The following is a 25,422-nucleotide window of genomic DNA, read 5'->3' on the forward strand; positions in this document are numbered from 1 at the left end:
CGATGCCCGTCGTCGAAGCGACCGTCACCCGTCCCACTGCCGCCACCCCTGGCGTTTGCCGTGTCCGAGACCACGGGAGCCTCCACACCCACCACGGCGGCGTGGCCGAGCGGATCGGCAACCTCGCCTCCGGCACCAGCGGCCGCCCGCTGACCCTCTTCCGGCTGACCCTATGAGGCGATCTGGTTCCCGCTGACCCAGATCGCCCCGACACGCGTCAGGACAGCCACTCGTCGAGGTGCTCGGCGACGAAGTCGTCGTCGCGCAGGTGCGGGTAGGCCCGGTGCACCCGGTCGAGCGCGGCGAGCTGACCCGGCGAGAGGTCCTCGTCCGGGTCCAGGCACCACCGGCCGGCCAGCAGGCCCTGCCGGCGCAGCACCTCGTGGATGCCGGGGATGCAACCGTGGTAGCCGTTCGCGGCGTCGAAGATGGCCGCGTTGGCGTCGGTCAGGTGACCGTCGAGAGTGAGCAGCCGGCGCAGCGCGACGTCGTCACCGGCGCGCGCCCGCCGGGCCTCGTCGAGCAGGGCCACCGCCGTGCGCGCCCAGACCGCCCACTGGCCGAGCAGCCCGCCGACGAACTCGACCTCCACGGCCCGCTTGTCGATGACGACCTGGTGCGGTGCCACCAGGTCGGCCAGGATGTGGTCGTCGTTGCCGGTGTAGAGGGCGAGGTCGCCGGTGCGGCCGGCCGCGCAAGCGCCGTGCAGCACGTCGAGCGTGCGGTAGCGGTCGAACGGCGCCACTTTGATCCCGACCATCGATTCGAGTGCGGCCAGCCGGGCCCAGAAATTCCGGGACAGCTCCCGGCCGCCGACGGCCGGCTGTAGGTAGAAACCGATGAACGGCAGCACCTCGCCGACCTCCCGGGCCCGCTCGACCAGGCCGTCCTCGTCTAGCGGCCCGTATGGCGACAGCAGCACCATGTGGTAGCCGAGCGAGGCCGCCAGCTCCGCCTCGGCGACCGCCTGCGCGGTGTCCCCGCAGGCACCGGCGACCAGAATCGCGTCAGTGCCGGCCGCGGTCTCGGCGGCCAGTTCCAGCACCGGGGCGAGCAGGCCCGTCTTCGGGTCGTGGATGGCGAACTGGGTGGTGTGCACGCCGACGGCGATGCCGCCCGCACCGGAGGCGAGGTAGTAGCGGGTCAACGCCCGCTGCCGGCGCTCGTCGAGTCTTCGGTCGGCGTCGAGGGCGAGCGGGTGCGCGGGGATGACGCACCCGCGCCGGAACCGGGCCAGGGCCGCGGCCTGTCGGGTGCTCGATGCGGTCAGCATGGTCTCTCCTAGAACTTGCCGTCGCGGTGCTGGAAGCCGGTCGGCTTGCCAAGCAGGGGCTGGCCGTCTGCGACCCAGTCCGCCGTCAGTTCGATCAGCTCGGCGAGGGGCATGTCGGGGTAGCCGAACAGGCGGTGGCAGATCTGGGCGTTGGACAGCAGCGCGGTCGGTGCCTCGGTGCCGGTGAGGACTAGCTCGCGGCCCAGCCGCGCGGCGACCGCAGTGGCGACCTGGCGGACCGAGACCAGCTCCGGCCCGGTCAGGTTCAACACAAACGGCGGTGTGGCGGTGTGGTGGAGGGCGCGCAGGATGACCTCGTTGGCGTAGCCCTGCCAGACGACGTTGGCGTGTCCCATGGTGAGGTCCATCGTGTCGCCGGCGTGCACGGTGCGGGCGATGTCCACGAGTACGCCGTAGCGCATCTCGACGGCGTAGTTGAGCCGGATCAGGGCCAGCGGGGTGTCGTCGCGTAGCGCGAAGTGGGTGAGGATGCGTTCCCGGCCCAGGCAGGACATCGCGTAATCGCCGACTGGCTGCACCGGGGTCTGCTCGACGCAGCCGCCGGTGGTGACCGGCACGAGCGGGTAGACGTTGCCGGTGCTCAGCGCCACCAGGCGCGAGCCGGCGAAGCGCTGCGCGATGCGGCCCGGCAGGTAGGCGTTGGTGGCCCAGGTGGCGTGCTCGCGGCTGGCGGTACCGAATTTGGCGCCGACCAGGAAGACCACGTTCGCCGCGTCGGGCAGCGCGGCCAGGGCGGCGTCGTCGGCGACGTCCTCCTCGACCACCTCTGCGCCCTCGTCGCGCAGCGCGTCGGCGAGCCCGGCCTCGGAGAAGCGCGACACAGCGACGACCCGCGCGCCCGTGCCGGCCGCCGCGACCCCGCGCAGCGCCAGCCGGACCAGGCTGGGCCCCAGCTTGCCGCCCGCGCCGAGGATCAGGATGTCGCCGTCGAGCTTGCGCAGGTCGTCCACCAGGACGTCCCGCGGGCGGGAGAGCCGCTCCTCCAGGTCCGCCACCGTACGCATGCCACCACACCCCTTCTGTCGCAGCCACATCTCACGCGCCTGTCCCAGCGCCCAAACTTCACGGCGTTGGGTCAGGAGTCGTACAGCCAGCAGCGGGCCAGTTGACCCGCGGCGAATGAATGCGTCGGTGGGGCCGTGGCCGAGCAGACCGGCGCCGCATCGGGGCACCGATGCGCGAACGGGCAGCCGACGGGCTCGGCGAGCAGGTTCGGCGGCTCGGCCAGATCCTTCTCGTCGACGTCGACGTCGACGTCTTCGGCCTCGGTGCCGACGGTGAGCCGGTCGGGGTTAGGGGAGGCCGCCAGCAGCAGTTTGGTGTACGGGTGCTTCGGCTCCTGCGTGACCTGCTCGGCCGGCCCGGACTCCACGATGTGCCCGGCGTACATCACGCTGATCTCATCGGCGAAGTAGCGGGCGCTGGCGATGTCGTGGGTGATGTAGAGCATGGCGAGCCCGTCGCGATCGCGCAGCTCGGCCAGGAGGTTGAGGATGTCCAGCCGGATGGACACGTCCAGCATCGACACGGGTTCGTCGCCAAGCAGGACGACCGGCTCGGCCGCCAGCGCCCGGGCGATTGCGATCCGCTGCCGCTGCCCGCCGGACAGCTCGTGCGGGAACTTGTCGATGAAGTCGGTCGCCGGAGTCAGGTTCACCCGTTCCAGCAGTTCCAGGATGCGCCCCTCGATCTCGGCCGGCGACGTACGACCGAAGTTCCGCAGCGGCCGCGACAGGATGTAGCGCACCCGGTGCAGGTTGTTCAGCGACGAGAACGGATCCTGCAGCACCATCTGTACTCGGCCGAAATGCGCACGGCGGTCCGCGCGTCGGCCGGGTCGGACCTGCTTGCCGGCGAACCGGATCTCACCGTCGGTGGGGGTGTCGCCGAGCGCCAGCAGCCGGGCCAACGTGCTCTTTCCGGAGCCACTCTCGCCGACCAGTGCCAGGATCTGCCCACGCCGCAATGTCAGGTCGACCCCGTTCAGGGCGTGCACCGCACGGCCGCGGTCACGACCGTGCAGCGGGATCCGTTTGGTCACGCCGACCGCCTGCAGGATCGCTTCGGCCGCCTCGGCGACCAGGGGAGCAGCCGTCATCGCGACACAGCCTCACTCTCATCGACCGTGGCCTGGTCGGCCGACCGCTGCAGCAGGCAGGCGGCGCCGTGCTCGACCAGCAGTGGAAGCTCCGGCCGGGTGCTGGCGCATTCCGGAAGCCGTTTCGGGCAGCGTGGCTGGAACGCGCAGCCGGTGGGCAACGCCCGCAGGTCGGGCGGCGATCCGGGGATGCCGCGGAGTTCGCGCAGCGGCCCGTGCAGCGGCGGGAAAGAATCCCGGAGTCCCTGGCTGTACGGGTGCCGCGGGTCGCGGTATATCGCCGACGCCGAGCCGAGTTCCACGATCCGGCCGGCATACATCACCATGATCCGGTCGGCGAGTTCCACCAGCAGCGACAGGTCGTGGGTGACGAACACGATCGCGAAGCCGAATTGCCGGCGCAGCCGCATCAGCCGGTGCACGATCTGCCGCTGCATCACCACGTCGACCGCGGTGGTCGGTTCGTCCATCACGATGATCTCCGGCTCGCATGCCAGCGCGAGGGCGATCGTGGCCCGCTGCCGCATTCCGCCCGACAGCTCGTGCGGATAGCTGCGGACCCGGTTGGTGGGGATGCCGACGAGGTCGAGCAGTTCCTCCGCGCGGGACCAGGCCTCCTTGCGGCCAACCCGCCGGTGCGCGCGGATCGCGTCGACGAACTGGGCGCCGAGGCGCATCACCGGGTTCAGCGCGGCCATGGCGCTCTGGAACACCACGGCCAGCGACTCCCAGCGCAGCTCACGGAGCTCGGCCGGCGTCGACGCGAGCAGGTCGATGCCGGAGCCCGAGCCGCCCGGGTGATAGGTCACCGAGCCGCTGGCGATCCGGGCCGGCGGCCGCTGCAGGCGGGTCACCGCGGTCATCAGCGTCGACTTGCCACTGCCGCTCTCGCCGGCGACACCGAGGATCTCGCCCCGGCGGAGCTGGAAGCTGACGCCGTCCACGGCGCGTACGGCGTCCTCACCGCTGCCGTACTCGACGGTGAGCTCTCCGACGTCCAGCAGCACGGGAGAAGGGGTCTCCTTGATCATCAGGCCGCCTCCACGACTGCTGCCGGCACCTGGCGAGCCTTCCGGCGGCCGCCAGCCCGGCGGCCGCGCAGCCGCGGGTCGGACAACTCGTCCACGCCGAAGTTGATCAAGCCCGCGGCCGTACCGACCAGGGCGATGCAGAGGCCCGGTGGCACGAACCACCACCAGGCGCCGCTGAGTAGCGCGCCCTGGGTCTGGGCCCAGAAGATCATGGTGCCCCAGCTGATCGTGGTCGGGTTACCAGCGCCGATGAAGGTCAGTCCCGCCTCGGCCGCGATCGAGCTGACCACGGCGAAGAGGAAGGTGGAGGCGATCAGCGGGGCGAGATGGGGCACCAGCTCGAACAGCACGGTCCGGACCTTCGACTCGCCGGCGTACCGCGCGGCTTGGACGAAGTCACGGTTGCGCAGGGACAGCGTCTGGGCCCGCTTGACCCGCGCGCCACCGGGCCAGCTGGTCAGACCGATGATCACCGCGACCATGATCCATCCGCCGCGGCCCTGGGTGTAGCTCGCGATGATGATCAACAACGGCAGTCCCGGGATGACCAGGAAGATGTTCACGAACGCCGTCAGCGCGGCGCCCGTCTTGCCGGTGCTGTAGCCGCTGATCACGCCGAGCAGCACCGCCAGGCCGGTCGAGATCGCGCCGCCGGTCAGCCCGACCAGCAGCGACGTCCGGGTGCCGGTGACCAGTTGCGCCAGCACGTCCTCGCCGGCGGTCGTGGTCCCGAGCCAGTGCCGGCCAGACGGCGGTTCGAGCGACCCGCCCGCGTGCAGCTCGCCGGCATGCTGCCCGAGCAGCATCGAGATGAGCACCGGGCCGACGACCGCGACCGCGACCAGCACGAGCAGGATCACCAGGCCGACCGCGACCTTGCGGTTCCGCGGCCAGACGATCCTGCAGAGGGCGCCAAGCCAATCAGGACGCATCAGGAGACCTCCCGGGTCCGCGGGTCGAGCAGGACGTAGACCGAGTCGGCGATGAAGTTGATCACCAGCACGGTCATCGAGATGACGAGGAAGAGCCCCTGCATCAGCGGGTAGTCGAGGTTGAGGATGGCCTGGTTCAACAGGCTGCCGAGACCGGGGTAGTTGAACACCATCTCGGTCAGCAGCGAGCCGCCGACGACCATGCCGATTGAGACCGCGAACCCGGAGATGCTCGGCAGGATCGCGTTCCGGGCGGCGTATCCGGAGATCACCCGGGCGGGGGCGAGTCCCTTGGCCTGGGCGAGCAGCACGTAGTCCTCGTTGACCACCGACGCCATCATGTTGCGCATGTGGATGAGCCAGCCGCTGATCGAGGTCACCACGATGGTGGCGGCCGGCAGGATGGCGTGCTGGACCGCGCTGCCGATGAACTCGGCGGTGAATCCCGGTACGACATCGCGCCCGGCCCCGCCGGCCAGTGGCAGCCAGCCGAACTTGAACGCGAACACGAACACGAAGATGAGCGCGATCCAGAAGTACGGCACCGAGTGGATGAAGATCGACAACGGGCTGGCGACGGAGTCGAACCTGCGGCCGGGCCGCCAACCGGCGATCACGCCCAGCGTCGTACCGATTCCGAAGGAGATCACCGTCGCGGTCCCGACCAGGATCACCGTCCACCAGAAGCCGGACCGGACCACCTCCGTCACCGGGGTCGGGTAGAAGGCGATCGAGAGCCCGAAGTCGCCACGGAACAGGCCACCGAGGTAGGCCACGTACTGGCCCCAGAGCGGACCGCTGTTGGCGCCGCCGAACAGCCGGTGTATGACCGCCTCGCGCTGCGGCGACACCGGGCCCAGCTCCGACATCTTCAGCAGGACGGCCGAGGCCGGGTCGCCCGGCATCAGCCGCGGCAGCAGGAAGTTGAGGGTGATCGCGGCCCAGCCGGCGACCAGGTAGAAGCCGATCCGCTTCGCGAGCACGCTGCCGGTCACGGCTCGCAGGCCCTTCCGGACCGGCGTCTGGTCCGGTGCCGCGACGGTTCGCGGCTCGGCGGTCTTCGACTGGGCTGCCATCACACTCCTTCGCTGCCGGTTACCTGGCCGGCTTCCTACTTGCCCGGCCGGAGGGACAGCACCAGCTTGGCGGCGTAGACGCCGCTGATCGCGCCCGGGTCGGGGGTGGTGTAAGGATCCTTCTCGTCCGGCCAGCCGGTCCAGTGCTCGGTCGACCACATGTACGGGGTGCCCTTCACCAGCACCGGGATCACCGGCATCTGGTCGACCATGATCTTCTCCAGCGGCAAGGTCGCCTCCTTCTGTTGCTCAGGCGAGGCCTTGGCGAGCGTGGCGAGTGCCGTTTCGGTGGCCGGGTCGTTCCACCCGACGGTGTTGAGCTTGCTCTTGGCGCCAAGCATCGAGGAGTAGAAGTTGTAGGGGTTGGAGCCGAAGGCAAAGGCATCGCCGTAGATCGCGTCGTAGTCACCCTTGTTCTTACGGGAGGTGTACCCCGGCGCCGGCGCACCCACGACGGTGGCCTTGATCCCGATCTTGGTGAGTTGCGAGACGAGCTCCGTGGCGTAGGCCATGCCGTCGGCGAAGGTGGAGACCGTGAGAACGCCCAGCGTCAGCTGCTTGCCGTCAGGGCCGACGAGTAGTTCGCCGGACTTGTGGTAGCCGGCCTGGGCGAACTCGGCCAGTGCTGCCTGCTGGTCCTGGGCGAGCGGCTGCCGATTCTCCTCCGGGATCCAGTCGCCCCAGTCCTCCTGGTAGAGACCAGTCGGGGAGACCGGCGCGTACACGCCGGGGTTGTAGGCCTTGCCGATCTGTTCGCGGTCGAGCGCGAGCGCGAGGCCTTTGCGGACGTGCACATCCTGGAACGGCTTGCGCTTGAGGTTCAGCATCAGCGGCTTCATGCTGGCGTGGACCGGCCAGAGGTGGTTCTTCTTAGGGTCCTTCGCCACGAACTGATTGATGTCGGGGATGCCGGCATAGGCGAGATCGACCTCGTGCCGGACCAGTTGCTGGGCGAGCAGGTTCGTGCTGCTGGTGGTGACGTAGTTGATCTGGCCGACCGTGACCCGCTGCTTCCAGTAGTCCTTGCGGGCCTTGAAGCTGGCCTGCTGGCCGGTCACTCGGTCAAGCTTGTACGGACCGCTGCCCAGCGGCTCGGCGTTGATGTCGGTGTCGGGATCCTTCGATTCCCAGATCTTGGCGGGCACGATCGCGGTGCGGCCGATGTCCTGCGCGATCGCGTACGCCGGCTCGGAGAACTGCAGCCGGACCCCGTCGGCGGTCTTGGTCGCCGTGGTCAGCGGCAGCGCCAGGAGCTCGTGCTTCTTCATGTAGTCGAAGGTGAAGACCACGTCGTCGGCGGTCAGTGAAGTGCCGTCGGCCCACTTGGCCCGGTTGTCTAGCGCCACATCGAGCGCCTTGCCGGCGTCACCCCAGGTGATCTTGGTCGCGAGGCTCGGCATGAACTCGAACTTGCCGGCGGTGTTGAAGTCGAACAGCTGCTCATAGATCAGACCCATCGTGCCGCGCAGCGCGTTGGGCGAGAACGGGTTGAAGTTGGCCTGGAGCGTCGGCTGGGAGTAGGCGGCCACGGTCAGTGACCCGCCGCCGACCGCGCCTCCTCCGGTACCACCGCCACCATTGCTGCAGGCGGCGAGCGAGGCCGCGAGCACCGTCGAGACGACAGCGGCGGCAATCCTCTTCATCATCGTCACGGGACATCCCCTCTCGGCCGGCATCGAGGCCGGCTTCGTCGCCATGGCTCGCCAGGGACCGCACCGCCGCTGGCGTCGTGACCGCGAGCTTTTTCGGGACTCGAACAGGTTGCGGGCTAGATACTGCCAACGGTTGCTGCAATAGTCAATGAACAATCGGCGGCCGTCTCGATACCCTCGACCAGCGACGGACGTTCGGTTGCCCGCATGATATGTGGCCTGCTTGGACACCGGATTGCACGATGCCGGAAACGGTTGCGGTATCGTGACTGCCGTTGCAGTCGGCGGCTCGGAAGAGCCGCCCAACCCGACCATGAAGGGGGCCAAGATGGCGGTGAGGCTCGCAGACGTGGCCGCGGCTTGCAAGCTGTCCACCTCGACGGTGTCGCGGGCGCTGTCGGACCCGGAGAAGGTCAACGCCCTGACCCGTTCGCGGGTCGAGCGGATCGCCCGCGAGATGGGGTACGTGCCCAGCAGGGTGGCGCGGTCACTGGTGTCCGGGCGGACCGACAGCATCGGGCTGGTCGTCCCCGACATCGCGAACCCCTTCTTCTCCGCGATGACAAAGGCAGTGCAGGCCCGCGCTCGAGACAAGGGCTATTCGGTCATCCTCGCCGACACCGACGAGCGGGCCGTCGATGAGCTGGACCGCGCCCGGACACTGGACAAGCAGGCCGACGGTCTCATCCTCGCCTCGCCGCGGACCGACGCCGCGCAGCTGCGGGAGATCGCCGAGAACTCGCAGACCGTGTTCGCCAATCGCGAGGTCGACGGCGCGGCCAGTGTGGTGATCGACGAGTCCGAGGGCATGAACGAGGCGGTCCAGTATCTCGTCTCGCTTGGGCACCGCAGCATCTGCTATCTCTCCGGGCCAAGCCGGTCCTGGTCCAACCTGCAGCGCCGCGAGGCGATCAATGCCGCCTGTGTGGCGAACGAGGCGGAGCTGATCGAACTCGGGCCGTTCGAGCCGCAGATCCAGGCCGGGATGCGGGCCGCCGACGTGGTCCAGTTCAAGGGCGCGACGGCGGTGATCGCCTACGACGACATGATCGCGCTCGGCGTGATGGCCAGGCTCGCCGAGCGGGGCGTCCAGGTCGGCCGGGAGATCAGCGTGATCGGCATCGACGACAGCCCGCTGTCGGAGGTCGCCTATCCACTGCTGACCACTATCCACCTACCCGGCGCCGAACTCGGCGCCACAGCGGTGGATCTGCTGCTGGAGCAGCTGGACTCCGCCGCGACCGACAGTGAGCCACCGCGGTTATGCCTGGAGACCCGCCTGGTCATCCGCGGCTCAACAGGCCTCCGCGTGTCCTGACCGCCCGCAGCGCTGCTGCGGCGCCCAAGCCGAAGCGCCCGCCCTCGAACCATCGGACTCGAGGGCGGGCGTCGAGGCGTCAAGAGATTGCGGGTGCCAAACGTCTCGGTCGAGGGTCAGTCGGCGTGGAGCACCAATCCGGAGTTCGGCGGCAGCGTCACGGATCCGCGGTAGCTGTTGCTGTGCAGGTCGGTGAACGTACCTTCGGGCAACTCGAGCGTCGCCGTCACCGTCGAGGACGGATTCACCACGGTCAGGCCCTGGGTGTAGCGCCGGGTCCAGAGTGTGGTGCCGTTCTTCACTGGCGGGGTGATCGCCGTGCCGATGTCAGCCCGCTGCTCGGGTACGTCGTTGAACGCGGCGTAGTCCTTGAGCCCGGTGCTCACCATCATCGTCGGCCGCTCACGATGCAGGAAGTAGTTGGCCACCACCCACTCGCGCTGCTGGGGCGTCGCCTCGTACCAGTAGGCCGTCGGCAGCTTGCTGTCGATGACCATCAGGTGACAACGGAACTTCCGGACCAGCTTGAACATGCCGAGCCACTCGTCGTCAGTGACGTTCTCAGCCCGGTGCACCGTGAACCCCTGCTCGTTCAGCCAGATATCGGAGATGCTGATCGCCCGGCTGATCGCCTCCAGGTATTCGGGGGAGTCGTCGCGATACTGGTCGTGCAGGGCGCCGTGGTAAGTGATGTTGAATGCCGCCGCAGTGCCACGTGCGTGCAGCCCGTCGCGGAGGTAGGTCAGCCAATCGGTCAGATAGTCGATGTAGACCGGGTCCTTCGGGTCGTCGTTGAACTGCTGCACCCAGTTTCCGTCGGCGTCGTAGTGTCCGGCGCGTTTGAAGTCGTTGCGGACCCCGACGTTGTCGACCGCGATCACCTTGAATCCGGCCGCGATCTTGGGCTCGATCATGTTCTGGAACATCCATTGCCGGACCTCGGGATTGCCGACGTCCAGCGGCGTGTAAACGTGGTTGTTGAATTCCCAGGCGGGGGTCACGCGATCAGCGGTGTACGCGATCCAGTCCGGATGGTTCGCCTTGAACCAGTCGTACGTGTATTGCCGCAGCGGCGCGTTCCGGAAGACCGTGATATACGTACTGGCTACGACGCCGGGCGGCTGATTCGGGCTGAGCGCGCCCCAGACGAACTGCACCCGGCCGCCGTACACGGACGGGTCGGTGACCTGCCGGTCGAATACCTGTGCCTGCGAGACGCCGTGCTCGGGCGGCACGGGAAGCGTCAGTGTCGGGTCCTGCGCAGGGCAGGGCGCCTTGGCGACCGGCGGCAGCTCAGGCTCGGTCGCGCCAGCCGGCACGCCGCCGGCGGTGGCGCCGAGCAGGGCGGCCAGACCGCCTGCCACCGCTGCACGGACGCGCCACGGCTGACACGGACGCCCGCTCATGCTGGATTTGTCGGATTTCATCGCACTCCCTCGTGGTGTCGGGTAACCGATGGTGAGGCTGAGGTGAAGATCGAGGGTTCAGCGGCTGAGTACCGTGCCGGAGTTCGGCGGCACGAGGATGTGGCCGCTGTAGGTGACGCCATGAAGGTCGGTCCAGGTGCCCGCCGGCAGCACCATCGTCACGGCCTGACTGGAGGACGGATTGACCAGCACCCGACCGCCGGTGTAGCTACGTTTCCAAGCGCCGGTGGTGTCCTGGACGGGTGCGGTCGACGGCGTGCCGATATTGGTGTGTAATTCCGGGCGGTCGACGAAGACGTGATACTGGCCGAGTCCGCAAAGCGTCATCATGCTGGGCTGCCGGCGGTAGAGGAAGTAGTTGGCGATCGCCCAGGCGACCTGGGACTGTGAGGCGTCGGCGAGGTCCTCGGTGGTCGTCTGATTGATCGCGAGATAGCGCTTGCTCGGCGCGATCGACGTCGCGAAGTCGAACTTGGCCCGCCAGGCGTCGTCGTTGTAGTTCGCGTCCCGTTGCACGGTGAAGCCCTGCTCGCGAGATAGCCCGATGGCACCGCGCCGGCCGGTTGGGCGAGCGTCGAGGCATCCCAGACGAAGTCGACCAGGCCGGCGTAGACCGACCTGTCCGGGATCTGGTTGTCGAAGACCTGGCCGCGGGCGATTCCGTCGGCCGGGGGGTCGGGCAGGACCAGCGACGCCGTCATCGAAGCCGCTTTCGCGGGATGCAGTCCGGGCCCGACCAGGGCGCCGCCCGCCAGTGCCGCGACGCCGGCCAGAACCTGCCGGCGGCTCGCGCGAGGCTCGTTCTGCGAGGTGTTGTCCATGGTCAACTCCTTCGTCGAAGGCGCCCGCGCCGTGGCTATGGGGTTGAACCCTAGCGATTGCAAACGTTTGCTGCAAGAGTGGATCGGGACGAGGGTGAACTCGCGCCGGCATCGACTTCGGACGAAGTCGGGGCGGCTGGAACTTAAGGAGGCGAGGCTACTGAGCTGACGTTCGATACCGGAGGCTGCATCAGAATCGATTGCGATGCTTGCAGCAACGGATCGGTGGCGACGCCATGAGTGACGACGTCCCTGTTGGCCTACGGCACGGTCGCGGCGATCGTGGATCCGGACGCCGAGCGGGTGGTGGAGTTCAGTCGGCTGTTGGAGCGTCCAGTCGAGAGCCGAACTGATCCACCGGCCCCGATGCGTACGACCAGGCCGCTGGCCGACGTCGCTCCGGGCGCCGTCACGTGACCAGGCCGGACCACAGCCACGAGGCGTTCATCCTGGGGCGCTGGCAGTCGATGGTGCGATCGGCCGCATCGCTCGGTTGACGACCGACTAGAACGTCGACATCCGACACGGGTGGAGCTATGTCCTGCGCTCGAACTGTCGGCGTGCTATCGAGCGGGCTGTCGGTGCACAAGAGCTGCCACTCACCCGCGCTCGAGGCACTCCCCCGCACACCGTACGCGGTGAAATCGGCCAGGTCGGCGCGGATGCGGGCGATGAATTCCGCGTGGTCTGCCAGATCGGGGGCAACCTGGGCGATCGGCGCTCGAGGGCTGTGCGCCAACTCCCGCAGCCGGACCGCCTGCGGGTCGCTGACCGGCCGGCGTCGTCGGTGGAGACGGTGACGTGCCTGAGCCGGGCCACCACCGCGAGGCAGGCCCAGCGCGGCATCGCGCCGTCGGCGATCCGGTCCTCCGTGATCGTCGCGAGGAGGGGCGGCTAGTGGTGTCGCGATCCTGCGCGGAGCAGCCGGGCCGGGCGAAGGCGCGGGCCGGGCTGTCCGCAGATCTGCGCGCACCGGTGGCGCAGCGCCCGGTTCCGCATCCTGGCCAGCACCTGCTCGCCGTACTCCTGCAGGTCCACGCCGGGCGGGGCGTCCAGCGTGGGCAGAACGTCCTCGCCGAGCAGGCGCTCGACGAGCCTGGCGAGCACCGGATCTTCGAGCGCGCCCGCGATGTGCTCGTGGCCGGTCAGAGCCCGGTGTAGGCGAGCGTGCCGTGCACGCCGTTGAGCATGCGCAGCTTGACGCGCTCGTAGGGCTCCGTGTCCGCGACGAACCGCGCCCCCGCCCGCTTCCCCGCCGGCCGGCCGGCGGGGAAGTCGTCCTGCAGCACCCACTGGCTGTACGGTTCGGCCATCACGGCCGCCAGGTCCGCCCGCCCCGTCAGCTTCGCCGCCATCGCCAGGTCGTCGGGCGTGGTGGCAGGCACCATCCGGTCCACCACCGTGGCAGGGAACGACACCCCCTTCAGCACTCCCCCGCAGGCGCAGCACGGCCTCACGCAAACCGAGGCCCGTTGGCGAGGAGGTTGTCGCAGCTGACCACTGCCACCGGACCGGCGTCGGCGGCCATTGGGCGCAGCAGCGCGCACCAGCACCGTGTATCGGTGGTCCTGGGCACGCAGCGCGCGAACCACGTCGAGGGAGCGCGGCGCGACGGCACAGATCGCCCACCCGTCGCCGGCCTCCTGAGTGTGGACCGCCTGATGCGCGCGGTGGAAGGCGCCCAGCCCGAAGTGCAGGATCACGAGCGGCCGACCAGCTCAGCGATGTCGATCGGGCGCGACTCCATTGCCGAGCGCCAGATCGCCTCGCCCGTCGCCACTGCCAGCGCCCCTTGCCGCGCATCGGCGGGCAGCCCCTGCCGCAGCGACTCCGGCGCGGGCTCGCCGAACAGGTCGTTGTTCAGCAGCGGATCGGCGCCCTCGTGACCGCCCTCGCGCACGATCACCTCGATCGTCTCCGGCGTGCCGAACAGCGGCGAAAACGTGAACGTGTCCGATCCGGGCAGGGGCCTCCCGTCCGGGGTCCTGCCGTGCCTGGACTCGATGAGGCCGTGCGTTCCGCTGATCACCACCCGGTAACCCTCCCATGGGGAGGAGAAGTCGAGGCTGTATGCCAGGCTCGCGCCGCCCTCGTACCGCACCAGCGCGGAGTAGGTGTCCTCGACGTCGATCTCGTCGTCGTAGAGGTAGGTGTCGGCGGGGTACTGGTACTCGTAGGCCAGGCCGTACAGACCGGTGCGGCCGCCGGGCTCGGGGAAAACACCGCTGCCCGCCTGCGCCTGGTAGTAGGGGTCGTGCTCGCGCAGCTCGGCTCCCGTGTATGGCTTGCCAGAGGCGTCGCGGGGGCGATGCGGGCTGTCGGGGCCGTAGTAGTTCAGCGCGCCGTAGGCAAAGACCTGCTCGGGGGCGGCGTCGATCCACCAAGAGACCAGGTCGAGGTGGTGGCAGCCCTTGTGCACCGACAGCCCGCCGGACAGCGCCCTTACCCGGTTCCAGCGCTGGAAATAACTGCCGCCGTGCCGCAGGTCCACATGGTAGTCGAGGGCGACATGCGTGATGCGGCCCAGTCTGCCGTCCTGGATCAGCTGCTTGATCTGGCGGTGCCGCGGGATGTAGCGCATGTTGTGCGTGACCAGCACCGACCCCCTGCTGTCACGCTCGGCCTCCAGCACGCGCCGGGCGTCGGCGGCGGTGGTGACCATAGGCTTCTCGGAGATGACATCCAGGTCGCGGGCGAGCGCGGCCACGATGTAGTCGGCGTGGGTGTGGTCGGGAGAGGTGACGATCACCGTGGTGGGCGCCAGCTCATCGACCATCCGGTCGAAGTCACCCGGCGCGTACCAGGGCAGGCGCTCCCGCACCCCGGGAAGCACCGAGTCGTTGAACGCCTCCACCCTGGCCCGGTCGGGATCCACCACGCCCACGACAGTGTCGCCGGCGTCGATCAGTGGCAGCACGAAGCTCGCCAGTCCCCGGTTGGACAGCCCGCACACCACGTACCGCTTCACTCCGGCCACCTCCTGCAAACGCATTCATGGGATTATGATCGAGGTCCGTGCCATAATGCCGGAAGCCCTCATGGGATTGCAACAATCGCTTGCAGAGGAGTGCGATGGACGACCTGGCGGCAATCAAGGACCTGCTGACCGGAGATGAACCCGTGACCTGGGTGTTCGCGGGAGACAGCATCGTGCAGGCCGCCCGGTGGACGGACGGCGCCCGCGGCTACGCCGAGCTGTTCTCCGAGTGCATCAGGCACGAACGCGGCCGTTCCCTGGACGTGGTGATCAACACCGGGGTCAGCGGTTGGCGCTCCACCAACCTGGCCGCGAACCTGGACCGCGCCGTCCTGCGGCACACGCCCGACGTGACAGTGATCGGGGTCGGCACGAACGACGCCAAGGACACCCCCGTCGAGGACTACCTCGCCGTGATGGTGCCGATCATCGACCGGGTGCGGCAATCCGGGTCCCGCGTCGCCCTGCAGACCCCGGTCCCCGGGCCGATCGAGGGCATCCCCGCCTACGTCGAGGCGATCCGGACGCTGGCCGCCGAGCAGGGCGCGGCGCTGGTCGACCACCATGCCCGCTGGCAGCCGGCCGATCCGCGGTGGTACGGCGACCCCACCCACCCCAACGCCGAGGGCCACCGGGTGATGGCCCTCACCCTCATCGGCGCTCTCGGTGTGCCCACGTCCTCGCGGTGCCCCGCAGCCATCTGATCCCGCTCGACGGCGGCAAAACTCGGGTCCGTGCCGACCGGATCGCCGCTGACCTGCCCGCCTCGGCGTGGCAGCGCCGCTCAGCCGGCGACGGGTCGAAGGGACCGCGCTTCTACGACTGGGCCTGGCTGGACGACGTGTGCACCGACGACGGCGGCCACCACAGCCTCCTGATCCGCCGCAACACCACAACCGGCGAGCCGGCCTTCTACACGCCGCCTCAACCTTGAACTTCAGCCATGATCACGAAAGGCAGCTGCCGTACCAGGCACTGTAAGCGATTGCCGCAACACCAGAATCCTCTGCAACGTTGGGTCGCTTCCTGCGGCCCGCCTGTGCGATATCGTCGTTTCGTTGCTGCAAACAAGGAGGAACGCGGCTCATGTCAGTCACGCTTGTGGACGTCGCTAAGGCCACGGGGCTGTCCGCGTCGACCGTTTCGCGGGCGCTGTCCGACCCCGACAAGGTCAATGCGCACACGCGCGATCGGGTGCGCCGCGTGGCCCGCGAGCTGGGCTATGTCCCGAACCAGACGGCCCGCTCGCTGAACTCAGGGCATCACGACATGATCGGGCTGATCGTGCCCGATATCGCCAACCCGTTCTTCCCGCCGATCATCAAGGCGATCCAGGCGCGGGCGGGGCTCAAAGGCAAGACCGTGATCATCACTGACGTCGACGAGCACCCGGGAGACGAGGTCCAGCGGGCACAGATCCTCCGCAAGCGCGTCGACGGGCTCATCATGGTGTCGCCGCGGGCGGCGGACGAACGGCTCAACGAGCTGGCCCACCTCAAGCCCATCGTGTTCGTCAACCGGCGGGTCGCAGGCGGGGCCAACGTGCTGGTCGACAACGCCGACGGGATGGCGGAGGCCGTGGAACACCTGACCGCGCTCGGGCACCGCAAGCTCGCCTATCTCAACGGCCCGCGGCGCTCGTGGTCCAACACACAGCGGCGCGAGGCGGTCGTGGCGGCCTGCGCGGCCCAGGGTGTGGAGCTGGTGGAGTATGGGCCATTCGAGCCGCAGGTCCAGGCCGGGGTGCGCGCCGCCGACCTGGTACACGCCAGTGGCGTCACCGCGGTCATCGCCTACGACGACCTGATCGCGCTGGGCCTGATGACGCGGCTGGCCGAGCGGGGAGTGCGGGTCGGCCAGGATCTCAGCGTGATCGGCATCGACGACAGCCCGATGTCGGGCATGGCCTACCCCACGCTGACCTCGATCCACGTGCCGGGGGCCGAGGCCGGGATGACCGCGGTCGACATGGTGCTCGACATGATCGAAAACCCGGCGGAGGAGGATCTGCCCGTCGTCCAGCTCGAGACGAGGCTGGTCGTCCGCGGCTCCACCGCGCTGGCTCCTCCCGCATAACCGCGCCGACCCACCAGGCGGTTCCGGGCTACATGACGGCACCGAGCTGCCAGGGGGCGAACTCCTCGTCGCCGAACCCGAGCAGCTCGCTGGCGGTCTGCTGCCCGGACGCGGTGGCCAGGATCAGGTTGAGGATGGCGCGGCCAGTCTCCTCGATCGTGCGCTCGCCTGTGGCGATGGTCCCACAGTCGAGGTCCATGTCGTCGCGCATGCGGCGGTAGACATCGCTGTTGGTAGCCAGCTTGAGACTCGGCACCGGCTTGCATCCGTAGACGGAGCCACGGCCGGTGGTGAAGCAGACGATGTTGGCGCCGCCCGCCACCATGCCAGTGACCGAGATGGGGTCGTAGCCAGGCGTGTCCATGAAGGCCAGGCCCGCCTGCCGCACCGGCTCGGCGAAGCGGTAGACGCCGGTCAGCGGCGAGCTCCCGGCCTTGGCCACCGCGCCCAGGGACTTCTCCAAGATCGTGGTGATTCCGCCGTCCTTGTTGCCCGGCGAGGGGTTGTTGTCGAGCGTGCCGCCGTGCCGTGCTGTGTAATCGCGCCACCAGTCGATCCGATCCAGCAGCGTCCGCGCGACCTTCTCGTCCACCGCCCGGGCCGCCAGCAGCCGCTCGGCGCCGTAAATCTCTGGCGTCTCGGCCAGGATCGCGGTGCCGCCCTGCGCGACCAGTAGGTCCGCGGCCACGCCCAGCGCGGGGTTGGCGGTGATGCCCGAGTAGCCGTCGGAGCCGCCGCACTTCAGCCCGAGCACCAGGTGCGAGGCAGGAACCTCGGTGCGCGGCGTGTCGAGCGCGGGCAGCAGCTCGCGGATGGCTTCGACGCCCTTGCGTACGGCCGCTGCTGTCCCGCCCGCTTCTTGGATGGTCATCGCGGCGACCGGGGTGCCGGCGGGCAGGTCGAGCTCGGCGATTTGGTTCACCTCGCACCCCAGTCCCAGCACCAGCAGGGCTCCGAAGTTGGGATGCGCGGCGTAGCCGGACAGCGTACGGCGCAGCAGCTCCAGCCCTTCGCCGTCGGCGGCCAGGCCGCACCCGCTGCCGTGCGTGATGGCCACCACCCCGTCCACGCCCGGCGCCCCGTCCAGCATCCCCGAGCGGCGGGCCTGGTCAACGATGAGCTTGGCGACGGTCGCCGAGCAGTTGACCGAGGTGATGATGCCGACGTAGTTGCGGGTGGCGACCTGGCCGTCCGGGCGCATGATGCCGCGGAATGTCTCGGGTTCAATCGGGGTGACCTCCCGCGGATGGGGGACAACCTCGCGGCGCTCGGTGTCGTAGAAGGCGAGGTTGTGCGTGTGCACGTGCTGGCCGGGGGCAATGGGCGCGGTGGCGTGACCGATGACCTGGCCGTACTTGGTGACCTCCGCGCCGGTTGCGGTGGCGGCCAGGCTGACCTTGTGGCCGGGCGGGATGTCCTGAGCGGCGGTGAGGCCGTACCCGATGAGGTCGCCAGCAGTGAGCCCGTCGAGCGTGATGGCCACAGAGTCGCCCTCGCTCAGCCGGATGACCCTCGTCATGCGCTCGTCCTTTCTGGGCCGAGCCACGTGCCACGCAGCACGGTCGCCCACGGGTGGAAGCCGTCGTCGAAGACGGCCAGGTCGGCGTCGAAACCGGGGGCGATCGTGCCCTTGCGGCCGGCCAGGCCAAGCACCCGCGCGGGCGTGCGCGTAGCCGCAGCGACCGCCTCGTGGACGGGCCAGCCGAGATCGCCGGTCAGATGGCGGAGCATTCCCGGAAGCGCCGTGGTGGAGCCGCCGAACACGTCGGCGCCCACCACCAGGCCGACCCCGTCGCCGACCTCGCAGGTCACGGTGCCGAGCCGATAGCGGGCGCCACGCGGCAGGCCGGTGCCTGGCGTGCCGTCGGAGACCACGCACAGGCGCTCGCCCACGCAGCGGCGGGCGATCTCCAGCAGCGCCGGCGGCAGGTGGTGGCCGTCGGCGATCACCTCGGCGGTGAGGTGGTCGGCCGCGAGCGCCTCCTCCAGCAGGCCGGGGATCCGCCACGGGCCCCGCCTGATCGTGCCGGACTGGCCGCTCCACAGGTGCGTTACGTGCGTGAGCCCAGCCCCGACCACCGCGCGCAGGTCGTCGCCACGGGCGTCGCTGTGGCCCGCGGCCACCACGACCCCGGCGTCGGCGAAGAGATTGGTGGCCTCGACGGCGCCGGGGAGTTCGGGGGCGAGCGTGATCATGCTGAGCACGTCGCGGTGTTCCAGGAGCAGGCCGACGCCGGCAGTGGTGGGCGGGCCGAGCACGGCGGGGGCGTGCGCGCCGCACTGCGCGGCCGCCAGGAACGGTCCCTCCAGGTGCACGCCGAGCAGCTCCGCTCCGCCCTCGGCCGTACGGTCCACGGCGGCGAACCCGGCGAGGGTGGCGGCCAAGCGGTCCACCGGCGCGGACACGAGCGAGGCCTGTGCGCTGGTAACTCCCAGCCGGGCCAGGCCGCGCAGCACCGCAGCACCGTGCTCGGGTCCGTCGTCGAAGCACGCGCCCGCGAACCCGTGGACGTGCAGGTCGATCAGCCCGGGGGTGACCAGCCGCCCGCCCAGGTCGATCCACCCAGCCGCCTCCGGCGACCCGCTCCGCTCGATCCGCCCGTCCGGCTCGGTCATCCCGGAGCCGTCGGTCCCGGCGGTTCCGTGGGGTACCAGCGACGTGATCCTGCCGTTGGTGATCACCACGTCCACGTCGTCGCGGATGCCCTCGGGCAGGAGTACCCGGCCGCCGGCCAGTATCACGGACGGAAGTCGATCTTGCTGGAGGAGCTCGGATCGAGGAACAGCGTGGCGTGCGCCGACCGACGCAGGATCGTGGCCGGGAACGCCGGAGTGATGGGCTGGTTCAGCGTAGCCGCGATCGCCGGAGCCTTGCGCTGCTCGGGCACGCACACCTGGACCGCCGCGGCCGCCAGCAGCGCGGGCACCGTCAGCGAGATCGCACTGGCGGGCACGTCGGCGACGGTCGCGAAGTGCCCCTCGCCCACCTGCTGCTCGCGCGAGCGCCGGGTCAGCGTGATCACCCGCACCCACCGGTCGTCGTCGAAGCGTGACTGGTTCGGCTCGTTGAAGGCCAGGTGGCCGTTCTCCCCGACGCCCATGCACACCAAGTCCAGCGGCAGCGACCGCAGCTCGGCCTCGTACCGCGCGCACTCGGCCTCCGGGACGGGGGCGTTGCCGTCGATGTAGTGGACCATGGCGGGAGCGAACGGTTCCGCGATCCGCTCCCTGATCCACCGCCGGAACGAGGCCGGGTGTTCGGCCGCGATACCCACGTACTCGTCCATGTGGAAGACCGTCACCCGATCCCACGGGATCTCCTGCTCGCGCAACGCATCGGTGAAGGCGTACTGGGAGTTTCCCGTGGCGACGACGACGCGGGCGCTGCCGCGCCGCCGTACCGCGTCCCGGATGACCGCGGCGGCGCGCTCGGCCGCGGCGCGGCCCAGGTCGACCTCGCTCGCGTACACCTCGACGGGCAGGCTGTCCGCCGTGAATCGGGCAAGTGGGGTGGGCAACTGATCCTCCTCAGAGTGGCGAACCAAGCAGACACCACCTTACCGCAAACGCATGCAGCAAGTGCAAGACCGTGTCGCAGTGATCCATGTGAAAGCTGCCAACACGCCTATGACAGCGCTTGCTACCCGATCTCCATCGGCGAGCAACTGGCGCCGCCGCGTTGCTCTCCTCCCGCCGTCCACGGCAAGCCCGACGACGGCCGACGGCACCGTTGCGTTGTGGGATCGGCGGACGCGTTGAACCCCGGTGTGGGGTCCGCGGTCAGATTCCTGGGCAAGTTCGGTGAACGCGGCAGCGACCCGCCGAGCGGGCGGGGCGTCGCCTGGTGAGTGCCGGCTGAAGCGGGCGGCGTCCGCGGCGTGACCGCTGCGCCCAGCGGTAGACGGTGACGTGATCGACCGCCACACCACGTTTGGCCAGCAACTGCTCCGCGTTCCGATAGGACAGGTTGAGGCGGGATACCTGCCATCGCGGCAGGCCAGCAGAGCATCGGTCGGTGCACGTACAAAGCTGGCCCAGTGCTGACCGCCCGGTCCGAGCCTGCCGACGCTGGCCGAGTACCTGCCCCACGTCGTCGCGGCGGCCGGGCCGGGTGTGCCCGCCGCACCTACGGCACCTACTACGCCTCGAAGAACACGTCCACCTCGCGCGGCAACTCCGCCCCGAGCAGCTCTGCCGCCCCTGGCGGCACGTTCTCTCCGAAGATCCGATGCAGGCCGGATTCGGAGTAGCGGACCACGTCCGGCATGCTCTGCAAAGCTCCAATCACGGCATGTCCCCGAATTCCGCCGACCTGGGCAGCAAATGATGGGCCTGTGCGCCTACTCGGACCGCTCCACGGCCCTGCTACTTCGTCAGCTACGGACGAGATCGTAAGCCCGCGCGAGGTCGTCCGCCCAGACCACGTCGTGGTCTCGCTCGAACGCCCGATACAGCCGGTCTCGGACCATCTCGCGTCACAGCCAGTCACCAAGGGCACTCGGCCTGCGGGATGCGAAATTGCACCCGTTCACCGCGTAGACCAGGTGACGGTCCGCCGACGAGCCGAGTGTGGCATCCCAGATATCCAGGAAACGGTTGGCTCTCTCCCCGGCGCTGCTGGCCGCATCGAGGAAGGTCGCCGCGTCGAGGAACGACCCGAGCCGCGACGGGTAGTCCGCCAGCAAGGACCGCCACACCGCCTCCAGGTACCGGTCGATGGCGTCCTGCTCGGCGGCCGGCCAGGTGCGCCACTCCTCGCGCAGGAGCATGCCCAGAACGATGCTCGGGTCGAGTTCATCGGACATCACCAACCGCTCGAACAGCACCGGCAAGAGGCTCTTCACATCCTCGCGGCCGCCGACCGCTTGGGCGAGTTCGGTAAACGCAACGGCGACCCGCGTACCCGGCGGGACGTCGACGGCGAGTTCGTAGGGGTCTGTTGCGTCGGCTGAAGGCAAGATTTGGTGAAGACAAAGACCGGCATCCGTGACCGCGGGCTTTACCCCTGATCTTGGACACGGGTTCATGCCGCTGAAGGCAGCCTAGTAGTTGATGTTGTTCGGGCGCTCTCGTAGGCGATCGGGGATTGGTGTCCGAGTCGGGAGTGGCGGCGGACGGTGTCGTAGCGGTGCAGCCAGCGGAACGTGCTTAGCCGGGCGTCGCGCTCGTCGGTGAATGCGCGTCGGCCTTGCAGGGTTTCCCGTTTGAACGTGGCGTTGAACGACTCGGCGGCGGCGTTGTCGGCCGAGCTGCCGATCGCGCTCATGGACTGGCGGACCCCGGCGGTGCGGCAGGCGTCGGCGAAGGCCTTGGAGGTGTACTACACGTCGTTCCGGTTCGCGGAGCGCTTGCAGGACAACGGGATCCTGCCGTCGATGGGCTCCGTCGGCGACTCGTTCGACAACGCCCTGATGGAGAACTTCTGGTCGACGCTGAAGATCGAACTCGTTTACCGCACGAGCTGGCGGATCCGCGACGAGGCCGAGAACGCGATCTTCGCCTACATAGACGGCTGGTGCAACACCCGCCGCATCCAGAAAGAGCTGGGCTACCTCAGCCCCGACGAGTACGAGACCGCCTGGAACACCCGCCAGACCGACCTGGCTGAGCCAGCTATCGCCACCCCTGCACCAACCGGCAGCAGGTAACCACCGCTCCATCAAAGCGGGGGAAGCTCACCCGGGCTCCACCTCTGGGGGCCGCCGGCCGTCGCCGGCGACCTACGCATTACGAACCAGTCCCGGGCGCTGGTCCACCGCCTGGTTCTCATGCCAGACATGGCGTTCCGGTCCGCCATGCTCGCTGGTTTGGCTGCTCACTTGGCTGCTCGACAGGATCCCTTGCGGCGCCGACCACACGTACGACAGCGCCTCCACCGCCTCCTTCCAGAAGTGGCGAGGGCGCTTCGCTGTCTACGACCTGATCGGCGAGGCAAGCCCGGCCGGGTCTGTGACCTGCGGTACAAGGTGTAACGGTTGGCGGGAGCCCGGACGCAGTTGCAAGTGATGGAGTCATCCACAGCCTCAGCAGGGTTGCCTGCGGACGTGTCGGTAGATCCGACCCACGGAGCCGTGGCCGGTGCGCTGCGCCGTCAGGCAGTACCGGTACCTGGGAACCAGACACGACCGAAAACGACGGCTACGGCGTACCGACCGCAGGGCGGTGTCGTGCATTGGTGAGAGGGCAACGTTCCCTGCGGCATCCGCACCCGTTGCGCTGGTATTTGCCCGTGCCAACAGCGCATTCGCTGCGGAAGATGCCGGAAGATCGGAATACCGCGACGCCGACGTGGCCGCGGCACTACGACGGCGGCGGGCAATCGGCGCACTGGTGCGCTCCGGGGAGCGTTTGAGTCGGCCCGTGACAGGGCTTGATCATCGGACGTACGCCGAGGACCCGTCGTACCCTACCCGCAACTGACCGAGGAGTCTTCATGCCGCTCACCCCCGCCGACGTCCACAACGTCGCCTTCAATAAGCCTCCGATCGGCAAGCGGGGTTTCGACGCGGAGGACGTCGACCCCTTCCTGGACGAGGTTGCACGCGAACTCGCCCGCCTGATCGATGAGAACCTCAAACTACGTGCTCAGATGGAGCGCGGAGACGGTCCTGGCGGCGCTTCAGCCCGCCCCGACCTCGACTCGATGCTGGCCGCCGAGCTCCACGACAAGCGGGCCCGGCTCGACCTGCTCCAACGGGACCGGGCAGCCGCCGAGCACGCAGCCCGTGCCATCCACGCCGAGCTGGAACAGGTACGCACGCAGGCCGGCCCGGCATTCGACGGCCACGCAGAGGAGCACGCGCGGGTACTCACGATGGCGCAGCGCACCGCCGACAACCACCTCGCCGACGCCCGCAGCGAGGCCGACAAGCTGCTGTCGGACGCCCGCTCGACAGCGCAAAGGGTCACCGCGGAGACACAGGACAAGGCCGACGCCCTAGAGCGGGACGCCCGTCAGCGCCACCAGAAGGCGATGGTCGACCTGGACGCCGAGCGCACCGCGATACAGAACGACATCGACCAGCTCACCCAATTCGCGCACGAGTACCACACCCGACTCAAGACCCACCTGGACCGCCAACTACGCGACCTCGACGGTAAACCACAGACCACCCAGGTCGAAGGCAACCCGGCCCAGTGACGACTCCGCCTGCCCGGCGCTACCTCGAGTCGTTTCACAGCGCCGACGCGCGCGCCGAGGTCGACGCCGTGTTCGCAGGGCTGCGCTGACGTCCGATGTAGGCCACCGAGGACACCCGCTATCGCGAGGAAAGCGCTCGCAGCGCGGCGACGCCGCGATTACAAGTTCTGGGCGCGTCGTGCGGCGGGATCCATCCGCGTCTGCGGCCTCGGACGACTGTCCGCTCCCAGCCGGCGGCGGATGGCCTCGTTACCGCCGTTCGCACACAAGGCCATCGCCGTTTGGATCGCGGTACCAGGCGTACTCCGGGTCGATGCCCCTACGGTACGGGCCGTAGCCGGCCGCGTTCGCCTCCTTGCAGTTGCGGAAGCGAGGATCGGTCACCGGCGGCGGCTTTGGTTGGGTGGTGGTCGGGGCTGGTCGTGGGCTAGTGGTTCGGGTGACTGTGGGCTTGGCGGAGAGCCTGGGTGCCGCGGTCTTGGGCTTGGCGGTGTCTCCCCCGGTGCCCGGATCCGCCGTGGTGGGTTCTGCTGTCGGTGGTGTGGGGCTTGCGTCGACGGCAAGGAAGCGGTTGCCGGGCGTCGTGTTGCTGGCAGAGGGCTGCGCGGAGTCGGAGTTGTTGGCTGCGATGATCGCTGCGCCGCCACAACAGAGCCCAAGGAGGGCGGCGCAGGCAATCAGCAACGGCAGTGCCTTTCTCTTGGTCGATGTGGGAGACGTGGGAAGGATCGGCAGGACTGCCGTGTCGTCGAGCGGTATCTCGTGTTGGCCGTCGTGAGGCGGGGTAGGTGTTGTCATCGGAGCTGCTCCATATGGGTGGCCGTCGGTTCGGCGTGGGACCAGGGCGGGGCGAGGGTGTCAGCATCCTCATCGCAGCCTGGTGCTATCTGGGCGTCTAAACGTGCCGCCAGTGGCCGACGGCCAGGCCGCAGCCTATGCACCTCCGGTTGCCGCGCGCCAGATCCCACGCGAAGGCCCAGCAAAAGCGGGCGGCGGGCTGATGTGACGGCGGGTGGTGGCTGCCGGATATCCGGCAGCCACCACCCGACGGGCGAAACGCCGGTTTCCGAACCCGCTGGTCGGGCCTGCCGCGCCCCTACATCACCTCGTGTCCGTGGCGGTGAGGGTGAACGGGACCGCGGCGCCTAGCCACAGCTGGGTGAGGATGTAGCGCGAGCCGGCCGGGATGGTGCCGGACTCGTCTGCGGCGGAGGAGGCCGCCGCGCCGAGCAGGGTGCATGACTCGTCGTAGAAGTACAGGTCGAAGTCGTACGGGGTGGCGATGTCGCTGCGTACCTGCGCCTGGTGGGCTCCGTCGCCGAAGCTGTCGGGCAGCTTGGTGACCCAGCCGTCCGCGCCCTGAGCCGGCGCCGCCGGCACGGCGCAGGCGGTCTTGAACGCGGTGGCGGTCACCCCGGTGGCGTCGTCGGCGGTGCCGGTGGACGGGTTGCCCGTGGCGATCAGGCCGGTCTCGGTGACCGGGGCGTCCGGCGGTGACGGGGGCAGCGGCTCGACTCCGGTGGCGGCCTGCGAGAAGACCTGCAGTTCGGCGGTCTGCACGTCCGTCTTGGTTTCGCCG

28 protein-coding genes and 1 pseudogene are annotated in these 25,422 nt (G+C 69.1%); 8 read left to right on the forward strand and 21 right to left on the reverse strand.

The features are described from left to right. The first annotated feature begins 2 nt into the window (after positions 1 to 2). Positions 3 to 176, forward strand: a complete 174-nt coding sequence (locus tag A6A27_RS44430; protein WP_158074052.1) for a hypothetical protein — start codon at positions 3 to 5, stop codon at positions 174 to 176. Positions 177 to 217: 41 nt separating this feature from the next. Here the strand turns inward: A6A27_RS44430 and A6A27_RS26520 are convergent, their stop codons facing one another. The 7 genes from A6A27_RS26520 to A6A27_RS26550 form a co-directional block, all read right to left on the reverse strand. Continuing rightward, positions 218 to 1,273 (reverse strand): dihydrodipicolinate synthase family protein, encoded by a 1,056-nt coding sequence (locus A6A27_RS26520; RefSeq protein WP_073837374.1) that lies wholly within the window; start codon positions 1,271 to 1,273, stop codon positions 218 to 220. Positions 1,274 to 1,281: 8 nt separating this feature from the next. Beyond that, the gene (locus A6A27_RS26525; RefSeq protein WP_073837375.1) at positions 1,282 to 2,298 is read right to left on the reverse strand and encodes an NAD-dependent epimerase/dehydratase family protein; all 1,017 of its coding nucleotides are present in this window, start codon (positions 2,296 to 2,298) and stop codon (positions 1,282 to 1,284) included. Between the two features lie 71 nt (positions 2,299 to 2,369). Further along, positions 2,370 to 3,392 carry an ABC transporter ATP-binding protein gene (locus A6A27_RS26530; RefSeq protein WP_073837376.1) on the reverse strand — a complete coding sequence of 341 codons (1,023 nt, stop codon included), beginning with the start codon at positions 3,390 to 3,392 and terminating at the stop codon, positions 2,370 to 2,372. Next, positions 3,389 to 4,423 (reverse strand): ABC transporter ATP-binding protein, encoded by a 1,035-nt coding sequence (locus tag A6A27_RS26535; RefSeq protein ID WP_073837377.1) that lies wholly within the window; start codon positions 4,421 to 4,423, stop codon positions 3,389 to 3,391. The genes A6A27_RS26530 and A6A27_RS26535 overlap by 4 nt, the downstream gene beginning before the upstream one ends. Further along, positions 4,423 to 5,355, reverse strand: coding sequence for an ABC transporter permease (locus tag A6A27_RS26540; protein WP_073837378.1), 933 nt, complete (start codon positions 5,353 to 5,355; stop codon positions 4,423 to 4,425). Before A6A27_RS26540 ends, A6A27_RS26535 begins: the two co-directional genes overlap by 1 nt. After that, on the reverse strand, positions 5,355 to 6,431 hold the full coding sequence (locus A6A27_RS26545; RefSeq protein ID WP_083672882.1) for an ABC transporter permease: 1,077 nt from the start codon (positions 6,429 to 6,431) through the stop codon (positions 5,355 to 5,357). The genes A6A27_RS26540 and A6A27_RS26545 overlap by 1 nt, the downstream gene beginning before the upstream one ends. A gap of 35 nt (positions 6,432 to 6,466) precedes the next feature. Beyond that, complete coding sequence (locus A6A27_RS26550) at positions 6,467 to 8,314, reverse strand: ABC transporter substrate-binding protein (RefSeq protein ID WP_158074053.1); 1,848 nt, start codon at positions 8,312 to 8,314, stop codon at positions 6,467 to 6,469. A gap of 34 nt (positions 8,315 to 8,348) precedes the next feature. On the opposite strand from A6A27_RS26550, the gene A6A27_RS26560 reads away from it, so the two are divergent. Further along, entirely contained in the window at positions 8,349 to 9,401 is a 1,053-nt protein-coding gene (locus tag A6A27_RS26560; RefSeq protein ID WP_198940458.1) for a LacI family DNA-binding transcriptional regulator, read from the forward strand. Positions 9,402 to 9,517: 116 nt separating this feature from the next. Here A6A27_RS26560 and A6A27_RS26565 read toward each other — a convergent pair whose 3' ends face one another. After that, positions 9,518 to 10,765 (reverse strand): putative glycoside hydrolase, encoded by a 1,248-nt coding sequence (locus A6A27_RS26565; RefSeq protein ID WP_073837382.1) that lies wholly within the window; start codon positions 10,763 to 10,765, stop codon positions 9,518 to 9,520. Positions 10,766 to 10,885: 120 nt separating this feature from the next. Beyond that, on the reverse strand, positions 10,886 to 11,344 hold the full coding sequence (locus tag A6A27_RS26570; protein ID WP_073837383.1) for a hypothetical protein: 459 nt from the start codon (positions 11,342 to 11,344) through the stop codon (positions 10,886 to 10,888). 545 nt (positions 11,345 to 11,889) lie between these two features. On the opposite strand from A6A27_RS26570, the gene A6A27_RS44435 reads away from it, so the two are divergent. After that, on the forward strand, positions 11,890 to 12,066 hold the full coding sequence (locus A6A27_RS44435; protein WP_158074054.1) for a hypothetical protein: 177 nt from the start codon (positions 11,890 to 11,892) through the stop codon (positions 12,064 to 12,066). 477 nt (positions 12,067 to 12,543) lie between these two features. Here the strand turns inward: A6A27_RS44435 and A6A27_RS47610 are convergent, their stop codons facing one another. From A6A27_RS47610 to A6A27_RS26590, 4 genes and pseudogenes are all read right to left on the reverse strand, one after another. Continuing rightward, positions 12,544 to 12,756 (reverse strand): hypothetical protein, encoded by a 213-nt coding sequence (locus A6A27_RS47610; protein ID WP_443190004.1) that lies wholly within the window; start codon positions 12,754 to 12,756, stop codon positions 12,544 to 12,546. 38 nt (positions 12,757 to 12,794) lie between these two features. Then, complete coding sequence (locus A6A27_RS46260) at positions 12,795 to 13,067, reverse strand: hypothetical protein (RefSeq protein ID WP_241825479.1); 273 nt, start codon at positions 13,065 to 13,067, stop codon at positions 12,795 to 12,797. Between the two features lie 138 nt (positions 13,068 to 13,205). Then, positions 13,206 to 13,352: pseudogene (locus A6A27_RS47615) on the reverse strand (mannitol dehydrogenase family protein); the annotation flags it as partial. Next, positions 13,349 to 14,641 carry a Gfo/Idh/MocA family protein gene (locus A6A27_RS26590; protein WP_083672884.1) on the reverse strand — a complete coding sequence of 431 codons (1,293 nt, stop codon included), beginning with the start codon at positions 14,639 to 14,641 and terminating at the stop codon, positions 13,349 to 13,351. The pseudogene A6A27_RS47615 and the gene A6A27_RS26590, both read right to left, overlap by 4 nt. Before the next feature lie 80 nt (positions 14,642 to 14,721). Here A6A27_RS26590 and A6A27_RS26595 point away from each other — a divergent pair, with 80 nt between their 5' ends. From A6A27_RS26595 to A6A27_RS26605, 3 genes are all read left to right on the forward strand, one after another. Next, complete coding sequence (locus tag A6A27_RS26595; RefSeq protein ID WP_073837388.1) at positions 14,722 to 15,330, forward strand: SGNH/GDSL hydrolase family protein; 609 nt, start codon at positions 14,722 to 14,724, stop codon at positions 15,328 to 15,330. Continuing rightward, entirely contained in the window at positions 15,312 to 15,560 is a 249-nt protein-coding gene (locus A6A27_RS26600) for a hypothetical protein (RefSeq protein ID WP_073837389.1), read from the forward strand. The genes A6A27_RS26595 and A6A27_RS26600 overlap by 19 nt, the downstream gene beginning before the upstream one ends. Positions 15,561 to 15,712: 152 nt before the next feature. After that, entirely contained in the window at positions 15,713 to 16,702 is a 990-nt protein-coding gene (locus A6A27_RS26605; protein WP_073837390.1) for a LacI family DNA-binding transcriptional regulator, read from the forward strand. Between the two features lie 28 nt (positions 16,703 to 16,730). On the opposite strand, the gene A6A27_RS26610 is transcribed toward A6A27_RS26605, so the two are convergent. The 6 genes from A6A27_RS26610 to A6A27_RS47620 all read right to left on the reverse strand — a co-directional run bounded on the left by A6A27_RS26610 (position 16,731) and on the right by A6A27_RS47620 (position 21,968). After that, positions 16,731 to 18,221: a UxaA family hydrolase gene (locus A6A27_RS26610; RefSeq protein WP_073837391.1), complete on the reverse strand. Its 1,491-nt coding sequence runs from the start codon at positions 18,219 to 18,221 to the stop codon at positions 16,731 to 16,733. Next, positions 18,218 to 19,444 (reverse strand): N-acetylglucosamine-6-phosphate deacetylase, encoded by a 1,227-nt coding sequence (locus A6A27_RS26615; protein ID WP_073837392.1) that lies wholly within the window; start codon positions 19,442 to 19,444, stop codon positions 18,218 to 18,220. The genes A6A27_RS26610 and A6A27_RS26615 overlap by 4 nt, the downstream gene beginning before the upstream one ends. Further along, entirely contained in the window at positions 19,441 to 20,220 is a 780-nt protein-coding gene (locus A6A27_RS26620; RefSeq protein WP_073837393.1) for a glucosamine-6-phosphate deaminase, read from the reverse strand. The genes A6A27_RS26615 and A6A27_RS26620 overlap by 4 nt, the downstream gene beginning before the upstream one ends. Before the next feature lie 620 nt (positions 20,221 to 20,840). Then, entirely contained in the window at positions 20,841 to 20,990 is a 150-nt protein-coding gene (locus tag A6A27_RS44440; protein ID WP_158074055.1) for a hypothetical protein, read from the reverse strand. A 187-nt stretch (positions 20,991 to 21,177) separates the two neighbouring features. Further along, positions 21,178 to 21,660: a hypothetical protein gene (locus A6A27_RS26625; RefSeq protein WP_143194166.1), complete on the reverse strand. Its 483-nt coding sequence runs from the start codon at positions 21,658 to 21,660 to the stop codon at positions 21,178 to 21,180. Positions 21,661 to 21,725: 65 nt separating this feature from the next. Then, a complete protein-coding gene (locus A6A27_RS47620; protein WP_083672886.1) occupies positions 21,726 to 21,968 on the reverse strand; it encodes an integrase core domain-containing protein in 243 nt (80 codons plus the stop codon). Between A6A27_RS47620 and A6A27_RS26635 the strand changes: the two genes are divergently transcribed. Beyond that, positions 21,913 to 22,350: an IS3 family transposase gene (locus tag A6A27_RS26635; RefSeq protein WP_241825480.1), complete on the forward strand. Its 438-nt coding sequence runs from the start codon at positions 21,913 to 21,915 to the stop codon at positions 22,348 to 22,350. The two genes, A6A27_RS47620 and A6A27_RS26635, sit on opposite strands and share 56 nt — an antisense overlap. Positions 22,351 to 23,135: 785 nt before the next feature. After that, positions 23,136 to 23,843 (forward strand): DivIVA domain-containing protein, encoded by a 708-nt coding sequence (locus A6A27_RS26640; protein WP_073837395.1) that lies wholly within the window; start codon positions 23,136 to 23,138, stop codon positions 23,841 to 23,843. A 249-nt stretch (positions 23,844 to 24,092) separates the two neighbouring features. On the opposite strand, the gene A6A27_RS42350 is transcribed toward A6A27_RS26640, so the two are convergent. Both A6A27_RS42350 and A6A27_RS44445 read right to left on the reverse strand, forming a co-directional pair. Further along, complete coding sequence (locus A6A27_RS42350) at positions 24,093 to 24,641, reverse strand: excalibur calcium-binding domain-containing protein (protein WP_083672887.1); 549 nt, start codon at positions 24,639 to 24,641, stop codon at positions 24,093 to 24,095. Positions 24,642 to 24,944: 303 nt separating this feature from the next. Further along, positions 24,945 to 25,422: hypothetical protein (locus A6A27_RS44445; protein WP_198940459.1), on the reverse strand; the 478-nt coding region annotated here is incomplete at its 5' end.

The sequence above is a fragment of the Micromonospora sp. CB01531 genome (assembly GCF_001905095.1).
Classification (GTDB): Bacteria; Actinomycetota; Actinomycetes; order Mycobacteriales; family Micromonosporaceae; genus Micromonospora.

What these genes read in the sequence shown, in the direction of transcription:
- A6A27_RS44430 (WP_158074052.1), top strand. Translation starts at nt 3, where the DNA reads ATGCCCGTCGTCGAAGCGACCGTCACCCGTCCCACTGCCGCCACCCCT.
- A6A27_RS26520 (WP_073837374.1), bottom strand. Translation starts at nt 1,273, where the DNA reads ATGCTGACCGCATCGAGCACCCGACAGGCCGCGGCCCTGGCCCGGTTC.
- A6A27_RS26525 (WP_073837375.1), bottom strand. Translation starts at nt 2,298, where the DNA reads ATGCGTACGGTGGCGGACCTGGAGGAGCGGCTCTCCCGCCCGCGGGAC.
- A6A27_RS26530 (WP_073837376.1), bottom strand. Translation starts at nt 3,392, where the DNA reads ATGACGGCTGCTCCCCTGGTCGCCGAGGCGGCCGAAGCGATCCTGCAG.
- A6A27_RS26535 (WP_073837377.1), bottom strand. Translation starts at nt 4,423, where the DNA reads ATGATCAAGGAGACCCCTTCTCCCGTGCTGCTGGACGTCGGAGAGCTC.
- A6A27_RS26540 (WP_073837378.1), bottom strand. Translation starts at nt 5,355, where the DNA reads ATGCGTCCTGATTGGCTTGGCGCCCTCTGCAGGATCGTCTGGCCGCGG.
- A6A27_RS26545 (WP_083672882.1), bottom strand. Translation starts at nt 6,431, where the DNA reads ATGGCAGCCCAGTCGAAGACCGCCGAGCCGCGAACCGTCGCGGCACCG.
- A6A27_RS26590 (WP_083672884.1), bottom strand. Translation starts at nt 14,641, where the DNA reads ATGCGTTTGCAGGAGGTGGCCGGAGTGAAGCGGTACGTGGTGTGCGGG.
- A6A27_RS26595 (WP_073837388.1), top strand. Translation starts at nt 14,722, where the DNA reads ATGGACGACCTGGCGGCAATCAAGGACCTGCTGACCGGAGATGAACCC.
- A6A27_RS26605 (WP_073837390.1), top strand. Translation starts at nt 15,713, where the DNA reads ATGTCAGTCACGCTTGTGGACGTCGCTAAGGCCACGGGGCTGTCCGCG.
- A6A27_RS26610 (WP_073837391.1), bottom strand. Translation starts at nt 18,221, where the DNA reads ATGACGAGGGTCATCCGGCTGAGCGAGGGCGACTCTGTGGCCATCACG.
- A6A27_RS47620 (WP_083672886.1), bottom strand. Translation starts at nt 21,968, where the DNA reads ATGAGCGCGATCGGCAGCTCGGCCGACAACGCCGCCGCCGAGTCGTTC.
- A6A27_RS26640 (WP_073837395.1), top strand. Translation starts at nt 23,136, where the DNA reads ATGCCGCTCACCCCCGCCGACGTCCACAACGTCGCCTTCAATAAGCCT.
- A6A27_RS42350 (WP_083672887.1), bottom strand. Translation starts at nt 24,641, where the DNA reads ATGACAACACCTACCCCGCCTCACGACGGCCAACACGAGATACCGCTC.